Source organism: Candidatus Binatia bacterium (assembly GCA_026415395.1).
GTDB lineage: Bacteria > Desulfobacterota > Binatia > HRBIN30 > HRBIN30 > HRBIN30.
In genome coordinates this window covers 418340-432918 of the sequence record JAOAHD010000007.1, presented here as the reverse complement: position 1 = coordinate 432918, position 14579 = coordinate 418340, and the positions used below count along the sequence as shown (strand labels likewise).

Below are 14579 nucleotides of genomic sequence, written 5' to 3'. Positions count from 1 at the left end.
CCGTGCGCGCTTCATGGCCCGAACACTCGCGCAGCAAAGCGACGGAGCACTGCCGCGTTTGGATAAAATCATGGGGGAACGGCAATGAGTCTAACCGAACTGGCTGCCCCGTGCGCGAGCACATGGCCCTTGGTACAAGGGTTCACGATGCAACGCCGACGCAGCTCCACTCGCACAACGACCAAAAGCGACGCGGTCAAGCCAAAGCGACGGCGCGCGGTGCGCCTCTCCCCAGAGTCTCGGCGTCAGCAACTGCTCGCTTGCGCGCTGCGCGTCTTCGCTCGGCGAGGCATAGGGGAAGGACGCCACGCGGAAATTGCCAAAGAAGCTCGCGTCGCCGTGCCCACGGTGTTTGCCTACTTCCCCACGCGAAAGGCACTCGTGGATGCCGTACTCGACGAAGTTGCCCGCTTTTACATCGACATGACCCAGCGGATTCACGCCCGTCGTGAGCTTTCAGCGAGCGAAGTGCTCCTGCTGCACGCACGTGAATTTTCGAGGTCCGTTGTGATGCACGAAGAATACGCGCGGGTGTGGCTGGACTGGAGTACTTCAGTTCGGGAAGGAGTTTGGCCTCGCTATCTCGAATTTCAGCGCGAGGTGGTAACCGCCATTGCGGAAACCATTCGTCGCGGCCAGCGGGAACGCAGCATCCCGGGCACATTAGATGCGCATTTTGCGGCGCTGTTCGTGGTCAGTGCCGCGCACATGGTGGCGCAGCTCCAGTTCTCGCACCAGCCGGCAGATGTTCTCGAGGGATTTTTGCAAACCCTTGTACACGCGGTGACCTCCGGTGCACGCACGGGACATGCGGGATCCAGCGTGTCACAGACGGAAGGCCAGCGGAGGAGCGGCGGCAAGCACGGAGCAAGGGTCAGCTGAGGGAATCGCCCTCGTTCCCAGCAGCTCGCTCCCTTGCGAAAAACAGAAGTGTTCCCGTATAGTGAAGCTCGTGCTCGGGCTCGGTCTCGGTGAACTGATCATCCTCCTCGTCATCGTGCTCATCATTTTCGGGGCCGGCCGCCTGCCAGAGCTCGGCGAAAGTCTAGGACGCGGAATCCGCAATTTTCGCAAGCAACTGCGGATGCCCGACGAAATCGACGTCACGCCGCGCAATGTGGAGGATGAGCCATCACGGCCCCAGGACAAAGATCAGCCTTGACGTCGCGCCGTCACCACTCGCAGCCGGAATTCCGACGGGTACCGCCCCTCTTCCACTCGTCTCGAGTCACCCTGGCGGGTGGCATCGAGAAAGAAGACGATGGCAAACGACGCAGACTCGCCTGGGGGGATGGCAAACTGTTTCGGCGGGCTCAACTGCTGCAAGATAGAAATTTCTTGCGGTGTCAGGTCGCGCAGCACACGCGCGGACACCATATTACCCAGGAAGACAGTCTTCTCGTCGACCACTTTGCCGTCCGCACGCAGCAGCTCTGCCGACAATTGCACCGCTTGCAACGGGTTCGGCGCTGTGTTCACTGCTCTACCGGTAATCACCAACACTGGCCGCCCGTCTTTGGTTTGCTGCGTGCTCGCCTCTACACCCTCCAGGCGTACACGCCGGGCCCACAAACGCTCCTCCCCGATCCCCTGGCCAACGACCGGAATCTGCGTGATCAACGCTTGCGCACGATCGGGCCGCGCAAACAAGCTCGTGGTCAGCACAGCGTAAAATCCCACGACCACACAGAGGAGAAACACAAGGGTGCGAAACTGGCCGAGATCATCGGAGGCCACAGTGCTGCCGCGAGTACGCCCGTTAGATGGGCGTCGCTTCTCCGGTTTTTGTCTGATTGGCTCGGACGCTTCGACTGCATCGAAATCTTTATTCTCCGGATCGAGAGTGAACTCCTCTTCCTCGCCAAACTCAAACTCCGGGATCATCGGGTCGCGATCCTTGCGGGGCTTGCGTTCCCCGCTCCGGCCGCCGCGTGGCGTCTTCGCACCACTCTCGGGAGGCCGGCCCTGTTCCGCGCCGCGTGCATCGGTGTCCGTGTCTGGCGGATTTGCCCCCACCTCACCTCCGGCCCCCTCGTCCAATGGCTCCGCCGCGTCGACCGCCCCTGCCTCGCTACTTTCAGTGGCAGTTGCCCGACCCGGGCGCGGCGGAACGTAAATAAAGATCTGCTGACACCGCCGGCATCGCAGACGAGCGTCCGGCTTGGGCGCCCGTCGAAGCCGATACACAGCATTGCAACTGGGGCAAATAATCTTCAATTCCATAGCCAACGTCAGGGCCGAGGATTCTATGAGTCAAACAGAAAAAAGCAATCAGAATCTTAGCGTTGTTAAGGACCTCTCCGTCGTGCTGCCCGCTTACAACGAAGAGGCCAACATCGAACGGGTGACCCGTGAAGTCGCGAGCTACTTGGATACCACTCCGCTCGATTACGAGATTATTGTCGTCAACGACGGAAGTCGCGATCGCACGGGAGAGATCATCGAAGCCCTCGCCCGGGAGCTACCGCGCGTCCACCCGCAGCACCACCCGCAGAACCGGGGATACGGTGCGGCACTTCGGACTGGGTTTGCAGCAGCACGCAAACGGTTCGTGTTTTACATGGATGGGGACGGACAGTTCGATATTCGAGAGCTGGCGCTTCTCTTGCCTCTGGCCACGGACGAGAACCATATCGTCACCGGCTACCGGATTAAGCGAAACGACCCTTTTATCCGTCGCCTCAACGCACGGCTGTTCGGCGGCTGGCTGGTGCGCATCCTTCTGAACGTGCGCGTGCGCGATTTGAACTGCGCCTTCAAGCTGATCCCCAAAAAGGTGTTGGATGCGGTGACCCTGGAGTCGACGGGAGCCCTGATCAACGCCGAACTTTACGGACGCGCCGTGCGCAAAGGCTTCGGGATCAAGGAAGTGGGCGTGCATCACTACCCGCGAACGGCAGGCACACAAACGGGAGCCCACCCCAAGGTGATCTTACGGGCGTTCTACGACTTGTTCCGGCTGCGGCAAAAGATCGTCTCGGAGCATTAGATCGGCGCACGCCTTTCACTCGCGTTCCTAGCGGGTGACGGGTAGGACGAATTTCTGGATACGGTGGTTCATCGTATCCGCGACGTAAACACCCCCATCGGCGTCAGCAGCGACGCCGATCGGGCGGTTGAAGTCGCCCGGGTCAGCACCGCTCTTTCCCCAGACAAACACCAGCGCTCCGCCTTTGTCGTACCGCGCCACGCGGTGGTTGAAAGAGTCGGTGGCCAGCAAATCCGCTCCTAGGATTGCCAGGTACGGCTCGGTGTAAAACTCTTCCCAACCGGAAACAAAATGTTCCCGCACGAACGACCCGTCCTGTCGGAACACCTGCACGCGACGATTTCCAGTGTCGGCCACGTAAAGTTCGCCCTCGCTGTTGAACGCCAGACCTACAGGTTCGATGAACTCCCCAGGACGCGACCCCTCCTTGCCCCACACCAGCAACTGCTTGCCATCCGGGTCGAATTTGACCACCCGTTTGTTGCCGGTGTCCGTCACGAACACCGCACTTCCATCGGGTGCCACTGCAATTCCGCGTGGGCCCCAGAATCCCGAAGTTTGCTCCACCCACTCACGAATGAACGTTCCGTCCGCGGTGAACTTTTGGATGCGGTGATTCCAAGTGTCGGCCACATACACCGATCCATCGGGCCCCACAGCGACCCCACACGGATCGTTGAACTCTCCCGGTCCATTTCCTTGCTTGCCCCACACGGTGACTGCGCGGCCTTCGGGAGAGAGTCGCTGTACCCGATGGTTCTTGCTGTCCACGACATACAGGAAGCCCTTGCTGTCCACAGCTAGGCCGCGCGGTTCGTCGAACTCACCGGCCCCTCTCCCCCTCTTCCCCCATACCGCCACCGGCTTTTCGAACGATGGCTGCATCGTGTACGGGCGCGGTGCGGGCGGAGGATTCACCGCGATCGGCGTGATGTCCTTTCCGGGCCGCAAGTCCTTGAGAACGTACATCACCGCGTCGCTCGAGCCGACCGGGCTCCACGCCTGGCGGGTGAAGAGCCAGCGGGTCAACGTCACCGCATTCATCTTCGACCAATCCGGTTCCCACCAGCCACGAATCGCAAAAGGAATCTTCTCGTACTGGTCGAGCAACACTTTGTCGAAATTCGCTGCTACCTCTTTGTCGACGATCACCACCGGCGTATCCACCTTGCGCACATCCGCTGCCCAGTTCACGGGGTAATGGCGCAAATACCAACTGAGCGGCCAGGTCGCGTTCCCCGACACTTGCAAACGCGTGTTCCTACCGGTTCCGAGCTTTTGCCCGACCTCTTCGATCTTCTGCATGACCATGTGAATATCGTACGTCGACTGAACGTAGGCCAGAAGTTCAGCCGTGCGCGGCCCGGGAGCTTCGGCTGGGCGCGGCGCACCATAAAAGTAGTTGCTCGCCACCAAGATCCAAACCGTGAGCGCGCCCAAAGAAGAGACCAGAACAATCGGAACGGGCTCGCGAAAAGTCCCGGCCTGAACGCGCTCGCTGTACCACGCTGCTGCGAGCATCGACATCGGCATCAGGATCGGGAACAACAACCAGGGAACCTTTTCTTGCGCCCAGGAGTAAAATCCGACGCAGCCGATCGTATAAATCACCATGAAACGTAAGAAACGGCTCGGGAGCCAACGCTGCATCACCGTGAGGCCAGCAAAAGCGAGCGGAATCAAAATCACAATCCCGGCCTGATGCCAGTCGTAAAAGCACCAGCCAACGAATATCGCGAAGGTTGCCACAGTGGTGTAAAACAAAAACCGCGTGCTCGGCCGTTCCGTAGCCCGCGCGGTCGAAAGCGGTCGCAGCAACAGCAGCAGCGCTGGAACGAAAATCAAAAACTCATACGAAATGAGCTGCGGGAAATAGTACCACCACGGGCCCCCAATCCGTTTAATTTGGTGTTGGCCCCACCAGTACGTGAGTGCCGGGGTCACCGGATTCCAGTTTTCCGGATGGGTAAAAAAAGACGTATAAAAGGTGAGAGACACCACGACAAACAAGACCGCGCTACCGACAATCGGGATCCACTTCTCCACGAGCAGGGATTTGGTTTCCGCCCACACGGACCTCAGTTGCGTGCGCCACTCGGGCGCGTACAACACCTCCCAAACCAGCATGAGCGCGAGGCTCAGCAAGCTTACGGGGATGAGCGCGTACATGTCCTCCTTGTTGCAAAAGGCAATTGCCAGGCCCAAGGACGACAAATACAAGTATCGATCACGCCGCGTTTCGCCGAAACGAAACGCGAAGTAAATCGCCATGATATTGCCTAGGCCCACGTACACATCGTGGCGGAGGAAGCGGGTGAAATACGTGAGCGCAGGCGAAAACGTGAACAACAGCAAGAACAGAAAGGCCGTGGTCGCACCGACAAACCTGCGCAGCGGCCACGTGAAACCGAGAATCCCGAGTCCGAACAGCACGGCGCTCAAGCGAGCCGTAAAGTCGGAATCGCCGAGCAACCACATGACCAGGGCAGAGGAGTAGTACAGCACGGGGCCGTGGTAGACCGGATCGTATTTATAATGCGCAATTCCTTCGTCCACGATCTTCCACGAGAAAAACGCGTGGATCGACTCGTCGTGGTGAAAGGGGCGCTCACCCAGCCAGAGCAAACGATTCACCAGAGCAATTGCGAACACAGCCACCGTCAGGCACTGCCAGCGGGTGTATGTGCCCAGCATGGGCTGGTCCCACCAATGCTCGGAGGAAGTTGGTACTGGCGCCTCGGGGAGCGCACTCGACTGGTTGCGAATCACTGCTCTCTCTGCCATACGACGCCACTCGTGCGGGTTTTGCCCGCGCAAAGCCGAACTCGTGTATATGCCACTGGTGACGTTGTCAACTAACGGTCTGCGCGCGGCATGAAACTGTCCGTCGTTATCCCAGCGTTCAACGAAGCACGACGGATCCTGCCTTCGTTGGAGCGCATCTTCTCCTACTTGGGCTCTCAACCCTATGACTCCGAGGTGGTGGTGGTCGATGACGGGAGTACGGACGCTACGGCTGCTCTTGTTCGGGAACGGTTTCGCGACCGTCCTGCCCTCCGCCTGCTGCGCTACACACCGAATCGCGGCAAAGGATACGCCGTCCGCCAGGGAGCGCTGCAGGCGCGCGGCGATTGGGTGCTGATCTCCGACGCTGATCTCTCGACCCCCATCGAGGAGTTGCCGAAACTTGTGCGGGCGCTGGAGCAAGGTTTCGATGTCGCCATCGGCAGCCGAGCCCTACCGCAATCTGAGGTGCGCAAGCGACAAAATTTGCTCCGCGAGCGTGCGGGCAAGCTTTTCAACTGGTGGGTACGGCATGTCGTGGACTTGCCCTTTCACGACACGCAGTGCGGCTTCAAACTGTTTCAACGCGAGCGCATGGCTGCTGTGTGGCCACACCTCACGGTGGATCGTTTTGCTTTCGATGTAGAGCTGCTGGCGGTAGCGCTCGCCCTCGGGCGCCGCGTCGCCGAAGTACCAGTGGTGTGGATGAACGCACCGGACTCCACAGTGAATTTCTGGAGTGGGCTCGAAGCCTACGTCGAAGTGTGGCGTATCCGCAAACGGGTGCAGGCCGTGCGGGCTCTCGCCGTAGGTGTTCCAGGGGCGACGACTCCGCCAACAGTGCGCTGAATTGCCAGGAGGCAAAGGGTGGCAACGGAGCGACGATGGATTTGGGGCATTGCGCTTGCGGTCGTTCTCCTTGGAGCGGCTTGGTTGCGCTTGTACCAATTGCGCGACGTTCCCGCGGGGCTGTTCTGCGACGAGGCTGCCTTCGGCTACAACGGCTACGCAATTTCGCAAAGCGGGTACGATGAGAATGGAAAGTTCCTGCCGCTACTGGTTTGGTCTTTCGGCGGCTACAAAAACACCGTCTACATTTATTCCACTGCATTAGCGGTCAAGATTTTCGGTCTCGACGAGTTTTCCACTCGCTTGCCCGCAGCTTTTTACGGCGTGCTGTCGATTGCCGTCGTGTACTTAATCGGGAAGGAGCTTTTTAACCCGTGGGTGGGGTTGTTCTCGGCGGTCTTTTTGGCGCTCGCGCCGTGGCACCTCCACATGAGCCGCATTGCCTTCGAAATGACTCCCTTCGCCTTCCTGTTCGGCATGGCCGTGTGGTTGCTCATCTTGTACACCAAGGGCCGGCGCACCTTACCCTGGGCTGCATTTTTCTGTGCCGCTTGCCCGTACAACTACGCGATTTCCACTGTGGTGGTGCCCCTGTTTCTCGTGGGTTTCGCCCTGTTATACGCTCCGACTTTGCTGCGCCGGTGGAAAGAAACGTTGCTGGCGATTGTGGTCGGCATCTTGACAATCGCGCCACTCGTCGCCTTCTACCAGCGCAACCCGCAAGGGGCGATTTACCTGCAACGCACGACGGCCTTCGACTGGAATGCCCCGTGGTTACCGCAGGCGAGGCGCTACTGGGCGCACTACAAGGCTTTTTTCGATCCAGTTTTTCTGTTCCAACGAGGCGATCCCATCACCCGACACGCGGTCCGCGAGTTTGGGGAGCTGCTGCCGATTTACATGCCATTCTTGCTCATCGGCATTGCTGCGGCCTTGCTCAGGCGCGATCGATTCAGCAAACTGCTGCTCTGGTGGCTGGCGGTGTATCCCACCGGCGCAGCGCTGCTCACGGAAATCCCCTCAGCCACGCGTGCCTTCATCGGCGTCCCCGCATTCTGCTTGCTCACTGGCCTGGGCCTTGCCACAGCACTGTGGATAGCGAAGATACTCCGCTGGCAGCCGTTGGTGCGCACCGTCCAGGCGGTAGGGCTCGTGGTCGCGGGGTACTTCTTGGCGCAGCAGTCGTACCGCTACGTCACATTCTACTTCAACGAATATCCAAAGTACTCCGCTCCGACGTACGGCGGATTTCAGTACGGATATCGCGATTCGATCCACTTCATGGAGCCGCTGCGCCCTCAATACCAGCGGCTGATGCTCACGGCTACGGAGGTCAACCAGCCGCAAATCTTCCCCCTCTTCTACAACCGAGTGGATCCGCTCTACTACATCCGCACGCGTGACATTGGCTACTTGATCGCTGACCCGGCCTTTTACTCCGAGTACACGATCGACGGGCCGATTTTGTACCAGCTTCGCGAGTCGGACCTCGCCTACTTCAGCGACTACACGATTTTGAAAGACATCATCGCCCCCGGCGGACAAAAGGAGTTTGTCATTGCCGAAGTCCGTGCCCGCAGGATGTTTTTAACCCAATGGCTCGTCCTAGGCCTGTTTGGCAACAGCGAGGGCGGCGGCATTCGTCGCGACTTCATCGATCCAACCAAAATCTCGAAAGATCGTGTACGCACGGCCTTTGGCGATGCGTATTGGCGGCCAATGTTTCAGCGCAACGTTCGGGTCGACCTCAACATGTTCTATGCCGGCTCTGATCCACTCCATCCAGGCAACCCCGAGTACGTGTGCGCTTACGCACTGACCAACGTGCGTTCCGATCGTGCTCAGCAAGTTTTCTTGGAACTCGCCGGCGGTGGAGATTTGGCGCGTGTTTGGCTCAACGGGAATTTGCTCTCCCCAGTGCCGATCGTGCTCGGTCCCGTCGCCTTGCGCAAATCCATCGACTTACAAGCGGGCGATAACGTGCTCCTCGTGCAAAGCTGCGAGAGCGTGGGGGACTGGTACTTTACCGCGCGCATCACGGACGCCGAGGGCAAGGACGTCCCGGGCATTTCCGCCGTGGCCGAAATCCCCACCGTGACCCTTTCCCCGGCACCACCCCCAGCAGACAAACGAGCGGAAGCCGTGCAATTGATTGAGGGGTTTGGCGAAATCAAGCGGTTCGTGCACACCCAAAATCCGTATCCGGATTACCGCGGGGGAACCGAATCCTGGTGGGCGTATGTGCGGGATTCAGCTGGGGAAGTCGTTTGGACGACTACGCCTGTGCCCGAAAAGAAGCGCACGATCGCCGTGCTAACCGCGTCGTTCTCCGAAGTGCCCTTCGAAGGAGAGTTGTACGTGGATGGTAAATTCGCCCTCACCTTCCGCTTAAGCCCTGAGTTTCAAGACGAGAGCTGGGGGCAAAATGGCTACCGCCTTCGCTTCCTGTATCGAGCGGCCACCGCAGGCCGCAGTGGCGTGCTGTTGGTAGAAGTGCCGGCTGAGGCGATGAGACCGGGCGAACCCCTGGAACTGCGGATCACCCCCACCGGCGGGGATGACGCGGGTTGGTTCATGGTGAAGGGCTACAAGGACACCCTGGCGCACGAGGGCATCACGGCCGAAGAGGCTCTCAGTGTCAGTGCGAGCGGCTGGGAAAAAACGCCACCAGAGAAGCCGTGAGCAAGGTCATGAGGCGGATGCAGCCGCACACTCACGTCTCCAACACATGCAGCAACGTCTCCCCGGCTACGACGTGAGCGTGCCTAGATAGAACCGCGATTGGTGACAAACGCTGACGGTGGAGCGGCGGGTTCACACCGAGTCCCACTCTACGCAGTCCTCGCAGTCACCGAGGCTAGGGGGCCGTTACCGCTTGTTTGTGTCGGGCCGTTTTCCCTCTCAGTGCTCCTTCCTGCAAAGCAGCACCAGGGGTTGAGCCCCGCCCTCTGGCGGCCAACAACAGGCCCAAAGCCAACAATACCGCGCGGTGGGAGACCAACTCCGGCGAGAGTAATTCTTCCGCCTTTACCGGTTGGAACGGAGGCGCAAACGGTGCGGCCAAGGGATTATACTTGCCGAGGGTCCGAAGCCCACCCGTGCAGAAATACAACTCTTCACTGTTCGCACCGACGAGGCGCGCGTGAAGCGATAAGGCCATGACCCATCCCCAGTCACCGATTGTGAGGAGGTAGTTGGCAATGGTTTCTTCGCTTCCATCCCACTTCGCCACCCCATCTCTCCATGGGGCACGAACGACGTGGATAGTCAACGCCAACGAAGCATCGCAGCGGTACTGCTTGCCCACTGACCGGTTGAACCGCTGCCGTGCTTCTTCGACCCGATCAACGTCCAACCAGCCCACCTCCGGGTCGAAGACGCCACCGACGTCAGCAGCAGCTCGGTCGGCCAGTGTTTTCCACCCCTCTTTGCTAATCGGCACCACGCCGAAGCCAGCTCGCTCGAGCTCCTCCACCGCGATTCTGCGCAGGTTCTCGGCACCGGGTTCGAGCTCCTTCACCTCAGGGTCGATGGGCAACACACAAATGGTCCGCACATCGAACCGCTCGGGGGGTATCCGCCACTGGTTCGCCTCGGGCATGTACAACTTTGGCGGGATGGGCCCGCAGGCTACCAAAATGAGCGTGACCGCAGATGGCAACAAGCAAAGGCGCGACTTCCGGACATCGCCCTCCCACGAGAAGGTTATTTCCCTACTCCTTTGTGATACTCCTTTCTCTTCCGGACCCACCCGGAAAGTGAATTTTCCCACGAAACCGGCGAGGTCGTGTCACACCTACTCCGCTCTTGCCGCCCGCGGGCCGACGGATCAACTGCCGAACCCGCTAAACAGGCAGGCCCGAGTCCCTCAGGAAATGGGGCAGCGAGCACACGATTTGAGATCGATCTTGCAACAGCACGTGTGGATCGAGCATGAAGGACCTCGGGGGATGCGCGACGGCAGGAGAAGTCGAATGCACTGTGTGCAAGGGCCTGCCCGGAACCTTCGGTTCTGGGTCGGGGTTCTCCTAGCCTCAACCGCGGGTGGCAGTTGTGCACCGAGTGCCCGCTACAACCCTTACCGAGTGCCCCGCGAGGAGTTCGCGCGGACGGTCCGCACGATTGGTATTATGCCTCCAGGGGTCAACTTGCGCGGATCCAAACGGTCCCGGGGTCGCGCACGACATCGAGATGATGCTTACTCGCCTGTTGCGCCAGCGTGGATACCGAACGGTGGGTAGCGACGTGGTGGGCCCAGTTTGGCGCCGGTATGCAAGTCAGGTTGGCGGCCTTTTCGACCCGATCACGGGCGACGCCTACGAAGCGAAGTGGAGGACCGCGTGCGGCTACGTTTCGCGCGACCTAGCGCACTCCCATGGGATCGACGTTTTGGCCGTGAGCTTCATCTCCGAAAGGCCATTTTACGTGCAATACGAGGGATTCCGCATCCCAAATGTGGCGTACGAGCCCCTTACGTGGTTCGGGCGCCCGGTCGAAGATTTACCCCAACTAATTTTCGTCCTGCGCCTCAACCTACTTTTGATGGAGCCGGACGGGCGTGTACTCTACGAGATCAGCGTGCCCACGCAGTGGCGAACAGTCTACGTTGCCCGCTCTTACTACCGCCGCCCGGACGATGAGTTGCTCAGCACGGGCGTGGTCCAACGAGCGGTGGGTTGGCTTGTCGAGGACTTGCAACCCGTCTTTGCTCCAGAAGTCGCCCCTACGCTTCAACACTGAAGGACGTTCGAGAAATCGCCCGCGAAGCAAAGCATGCGTTTTTGCGCTGCGGAACATGCGCTTTTCGAAGCGGCTCACGATTCGTTCGTAACCCAAGGCACGTTTCCACAACGAGTGCTTGTGCACCCGCAGAGAAACGGGCGCCGAGCTTCGTCACGCCCTTGCACAATCGGGCCTCGCCCCAGCTCGCCTCAGGGCAGTGGGCAAACCTTAGGGTGAGGCCAGCCCGCGCGGAGTCAAACCCCACCTTCCCCAAGCTAAAGGGCCGATGCTCTTCCATCGGTGCCAAAGGCTCACCCGCCATACGCGGACAGAGAGGGCTCTCGAACTGTTCAACTGTGACGATACGGTGCGTGGCAGCTGCTCAACCGCTTCAACACACGGCTGCCCCCCAGTGGTGCACGCAAGTCCCGGCTTGCATGCTATAGAATGCATGCTATAGCATAAAACCGAGCACCACGACCAGAAAGGAGGAAGCGAATCTAAAAATGAGCAGAGCGAAGAACAGCAACAACTCGAACGCGAACGTGGAACCATTCGCATGTCCCTTAACCGGGTTCCGCGGCTGGAGAGCACGCATCTCGTCCTACCGGGGGATCCCGACGCCCGCTGTGGCTGACGGGAGGGTATTCTTTGGAGGGGGCTTTGGTAGCTACGAGTTCTACTGCCTGGACCAGAGCTCCGGGGCGCTGCTCTGGCAGCTCCGGACGAGGGACGACGGACCTACCGCAGCCACCGTCTGCCAGGATCACGTTGCCTTCAACACCGAGAGCTGCACGGTTTACGTAGTCGATGCGAAGACCGGCCGGGTACTCTGGGAACGATGGCTGGGCGACCCACTACTGGCACAACCGGCAATGACCCCCTACGCGCTATACGCAGTGTATCCCTCGCGCGGTGATCACGCCCTCGGCGCCTTTGCCCTCAAGGACGGCGTGCAACTTTGGGAAACCCGCCTTACCCACGACGCCATCTCCGCCGTGGTGTTTGCCGAGGGGTACGTTCACGTTTCCACTTACGACGGAAAGGTTTGGAAAATCGACCCCACTTCGGGCAAGGTGCTGTGGGTGCAGGACCGAAACGCCACCTCAGCACCGTGGGTCGCCGATGGTCAGGTCTACGTCGCCGAAAAGGTCGAGGACGATTCGCACCATCGCAGCAAAACAGGGTGGGCTCCTGAGAGCGGTGCGACATCGTGGTCGGCAGGCCCATTTGAGCCCGACGCGAAGGCTTCACCAGGCGAGCATCACCCGTACGGCGGCGCCGCAACGGGAGCGAGTGCCCGCGACGCCACGCCTCGAGAGCGGACAACTTCGTTGCGAGGGGAAAAAGGAGACCCCAGGTGGGTCTCGGAGTCCAAGCAGGCCGACTACTTGGCAGCAAAGCGCAAGTTGAAAGGCCTAAGGAACTATGAAGAGCAGGATTCCGGTGTGGGATTCTCAGTCCCGCCAGCCAGCGCCAAGTTACATCACGTCGAAAAACTTGTCGGGGAACACCTAGTTTCTCGAGTGCATCGATACCAAGGATCGCGCCCCGTAGTTTGGAACGGCGTGCTCTTTCAAGCAAACGGTGACGAACTGGAAGCAACGGAGGTCGCCTCCGGAAGAACACTCTGGAAGCACAGTGTGCCCCGCCAGTCGCGACTGGAGCGAGCTATAACCCCACCCGCAGTCGCCAACGGACGAGTGTGGGCGGGCACGATCGACGGCCGGATCATCTGCTGGGACGCCCGTTCCGGACAAGTGCATTGGGAAGTAGCCGTGGGCTCCCGAGTCCACTGGCAACCTTCGATTTCAGAAGGCAGGGTTTACGTGGGCCTTGAGGACGGCTCTCTGGTCAGCTTCGCGACAGGTAGTTCGGCCGACGACGGATGGCCCATGTGGGGCGGCGGTCCTGGTCACAACGGCTGACCCGGACCTGCAGCGCCGCTCACCCCGACTCGCTCTCGATGGGTAGAAAAGAGATTCCTCTCCAACTGCCTCTCTGAGGATCAACCAGCGAGCGCCCAAGTCTTCCCTCTACTGCTCCATAAACCCGCCTGGTGAGTTCACGATCGTCCTCCGAGGTAAGAAGCTAAGGCGGAGCGCCCTCCAAACTTCACGGCCCCATCCCTAAGAGGAGCTCCCACAAGGCGGGATGCTCCATTGCCGAGGAAAAGGCCTTGCCACGGGAGCCACCCGGTCGCTTCCCCCAAGTTCGCGACCTGGCGCCGGCCCGCGGAGTCTCGGCCCACCCGCTGATCCGAATGTTTCATGGCTGTACAAGCGTGGATGCCGACCTCTGGGCGCCTGACCGAGGTAAACCAGCGTGGCAGGAAACAATCCGAAATCAAGGGCAATGCCCTTCGCACCCTTCGCCGCCTCTGATAGGACTCGCAAGCAACATGACAGCCGAGGCAAAATCTCTTGGAGTGCTCCTCTTCCCCGAATTCGAGCTCCTCGATGTCTGTGGTCCCTTGGAGATGTTCGGCTCTCTCCCAGGGAAACTGCGGATCCAAACGATCGCAGCCACGATTGACTCGGTTGCCAGCACACAAGGACCGGCGCTGATTGCGGAGACGGATTTTGCTCGGTGTGCGAAGCTTGATTGGCTTCTCGTGCCCGGCGGATGGGGTACGCGCCGAGAGGCGGAGAACCCACCCTTATTGGAATTCCTGGAGCGCCAAGCCACCGCCTGTGAGCTGGTCATGAGCGTCTGCACAGGATCCTTGGTCCTGGCTGCGGCCGGTCTTTTAAACGGGCGGCGCGCGACCACCAATAAACGCGTGTTTCGGTGGGTGGCTGAGGTGCAACCCGCCGTGCATTGGATCCCACAGGCGCGCTGGGTGGAGCACGGGAAGTTCGTCACCTCGTCAGGCGTGGCTGCCGGGATCGATATGGCGCTCGCTGTGATCGCGCGTTACTTCGGCGCAGAAACCGCGGAACAGATTGCCACCGCAACCGAGTACGAATGGCACCGCGATCCTCACTGGGACCCTTTTGCTCGGATGCACGGACTGGTCTGATTCGTCACCACGCACCTGCCCGGAAACCTCGATGCGGGTGATCGGCCGACATCTCGCCGCCAGCGCACCCACTCTTGGCGCTACTGTGCGCCGCGAGTGGGTGCTCGCTTCCGGCATGGGTCCGAGATGAGCCACCGCAGTCGGATGCGTTTACCGGCGCAGACAGTAATCAGGGCCGTGAAGTTCGTCTTGCCACAACGCAATCCCGGTGAT

General features: G+C 60.1%; 11 protein-coding genes. 8 read left to right on the top strand and 3 right to left on the bottom strand.

Features of this window, described 5'->3' with window-relative positions:
• Positions 1 to 147 precede the first annotated feature (147 nt).
• Positions 148 to 882, top strand: coding sequence for a TetR/AcrR family transcriptional regulator (locus N3C12_06405; GenBank protein MCX8072066.1), 735 nt, complete (start codon positions 148 to 150; stop codon positions 880 to 882).
• Between the two features lie 70 nt (positions 883 to 952).
• On the top strand, positions 953 to 1162 hold the full coding sequence (locus tag N3C12_06400) for a twin-arginine translocase TatA/TatE family subunit (GenBank protein MCX8072065.1): 210 nt from the start codon (positions 953 to 955) through the stop codon (positions 1160 to 1162).
• On the opposite strand, the gene N3C12_06395 is transcribed toward N3C12_06400, so the two are convergent.
• A complete protein-coding gene (locus N3C12_06395) occupies positions 1153 to 1884 on the bottom strand; it encodes a DUF3426 domain-containing protein (protein MCX8072064.1) in 732 nt (243 codons plus the stop codon). The two genes, N3C12_06400 and N3C12_06395, sit on opposite strands and share 10 nt — an antisense overlap.
• A 364-nt stretch (positions 1885 to 2248) precedes the next feature.
• Between N3C12_06395 and N3C12_06390 the strand changes: the two genes are divergently transcribed.
• Positions 2249 to 2989, top strand: a complete 741-nt coding sequence (locus N3C12_06390) for a glycosyltransferase family 2 protein (protein ID MCX8072063.1) — start codon at positions 2249 to 2251, stop codon at positions 2987 to 2989.
• Between the two features lie 27 nt (positions 2990 to 3016).
• Here N3C12_06390 and N3C12_06385 read toward each other — a convergent pair whose 3' ends face one another.
• Positions 3017 to 5773 (bottom strand): TIGR03663 family protein, encoded by a 2757-nt coding sequence (locus N3C12_06385; protein MCX8072062.1) that lies wholly within the window; start codon positions 5771 to 5773, stop codon positions 3017 to 3019.
• A 90-nt stretch (positions 5774 to 5863) separates the two neighbouring features.
• Between N3C12_06385 and N3C12_06380 the strand changes: the two genes are divergently transcribed.
• Together N3C12_06380 and N3C12_06375 are read left to right on the top strand one after the other, a co-directional pair.
• Positions 5864 to 6622: a glycosyltransferase family 2 protein gene (locus tag N3C12_06380; protein MCX8072061.1), complete on the top strand. Its 759-nt coding sequence runs from the start codon at positions 5864 to 5866 to the stop codon at positions 6620 to 6622.
• An 18-nt stretch (positions 6623 to 6640) separates the two neighbouring features.
• On the top strand, positions 6641 to 9304 hold the full coding sequence (locus N3C12_06375; protein ID MCX8072060.1) for a glycosyltransferase family 39 protein: 2664 nt from the start codon (positions 6641 to 6643) through the stop codon (positions 9302 to 9304).
• A gap of 175 nt (positions 9305 to 9479) precedes the next feature.
• On the opposite strand, the gene N3C12_06370 is transcribed toward N3C12_06375, so the two are convergent.
• Positions 9480 to 10223, bottom strand: coding sequence for a hypothetical protein (locus N3C12_06370; GenBank protein ID MCX8072059.1), 744 nt, complete (start codon positions 10221 to 10223; stop codon positions 9480 to 9482).
• A gap of 590 nt (positions 10224 to 10813) precedes the next feature.
• On the opposite strand from N3C12_06370, the gene N3C12_06365 reads away from it, so the two are divergent.
• From N3C12_06365 to N3C12_06355, 3 genes are all read left to right on the top strand, one after another.
• The gene (locus N3C12_06365; protein MCX8072058.1) at positions 10814 to 11362 is read left to right on the top strand and encodes a hypothetical protein; all 549 of its coding nucleotides are present in this window, start codon (positions 10814 to 10816) and stop codon (positions 11360 to 11362) included.
• A 488-nt stretch (positions 11363 to 11850) separates the two neighbouring features.
• Positions 11851 to 13272, top strand: coding sequence for a PQQ-binding-like beta-propeller repeat protein (locus N3C12_06360; protein ID MCX8072057.1), 1422 nt, complete (start codon positions 11851 to 11853; stop codon positions 13270 to 13272).
• Positions 13273 to 13745: 473 nt separating this feature from the next.
• Positions 13746 to 14366 carry a DJ-1/PfpI family protein gene (locus N3C12_06355; protein MCX8072056.1) on the top strand — a complete coding sequence of 207 codons (621 nt, stop codon included), beginning with the start codon at positions 13746 to 13748 and terminating at the stop codon, positions 14364 to 14366.
• Positions 14367 to 14579 lie beyond the last annotated feature (213 nt).

Bases quoted from the DNA above. Each gene is read 5' to 3' on its own strand.
- N3C12_06395 (MCX8072064.1), bottom strand. From the start codon at position 1,884: ATGATCCCGGAGTTTGAGTTTGGCGAGGAAGAGGAGTTCACTCTCGAT.
- N3C12_06360 (MCX8072057.1), top strand. From the start codon at position 11,851: ATGAGCAGAGCGAAGAACAGCAACAACTCGAACGCGAACGTGGAACCA.
- N3C12_06405 (MCX8072066.1), top strand. From the start codon at position 148: ATGCAACGCCGACGCAGCTCCACTCGCACAACGACCAAAAGCGACGCG.
- N3C12_06365 (MCX8072058.1), top strand. From the start codon at position 10,814: ATGATGCTTACTCGCCTGTTGCGCCAGCGTGGATACCGAACGGTGGGT.
- N3C12_06370 (MCX8072059.1), bottom strand. From the start codon at position 10,223: ATGCCCGAGGCGAACCAGTGGCGGATACCCCCCGAGCGGTTCGATGTG.
- N3C12_06355 (MCX8072056.1), top strand. From the start codon at position 13,746: ATGACAGCCGAGGCAAAATCTCTTGGAGTGCTCCTCTTCCCCGAATTC.
- N3C12_06380 (MCX8072061.1), top strand. From the start codon at position 5,864: ATGAAACTGTCCGTCGTTATCCCAGCGTTCAACGAAGCACGACGGATC.
- N3C12_06390 (MCX8072063.1), top strand. From the start codon at position 2,249: ATGAGTCAAACAGAAAAAAGCAATCAGAATCTTAGCGTTGTTAAGGAC.
- N3C12_06385 (MCX8072062.1), bottom strand. From the start codon at position 5,773: ATGGCAGAGAGAGCAGTGATTCGCAACCAGTCGAGTGCGCTCCCCGAG.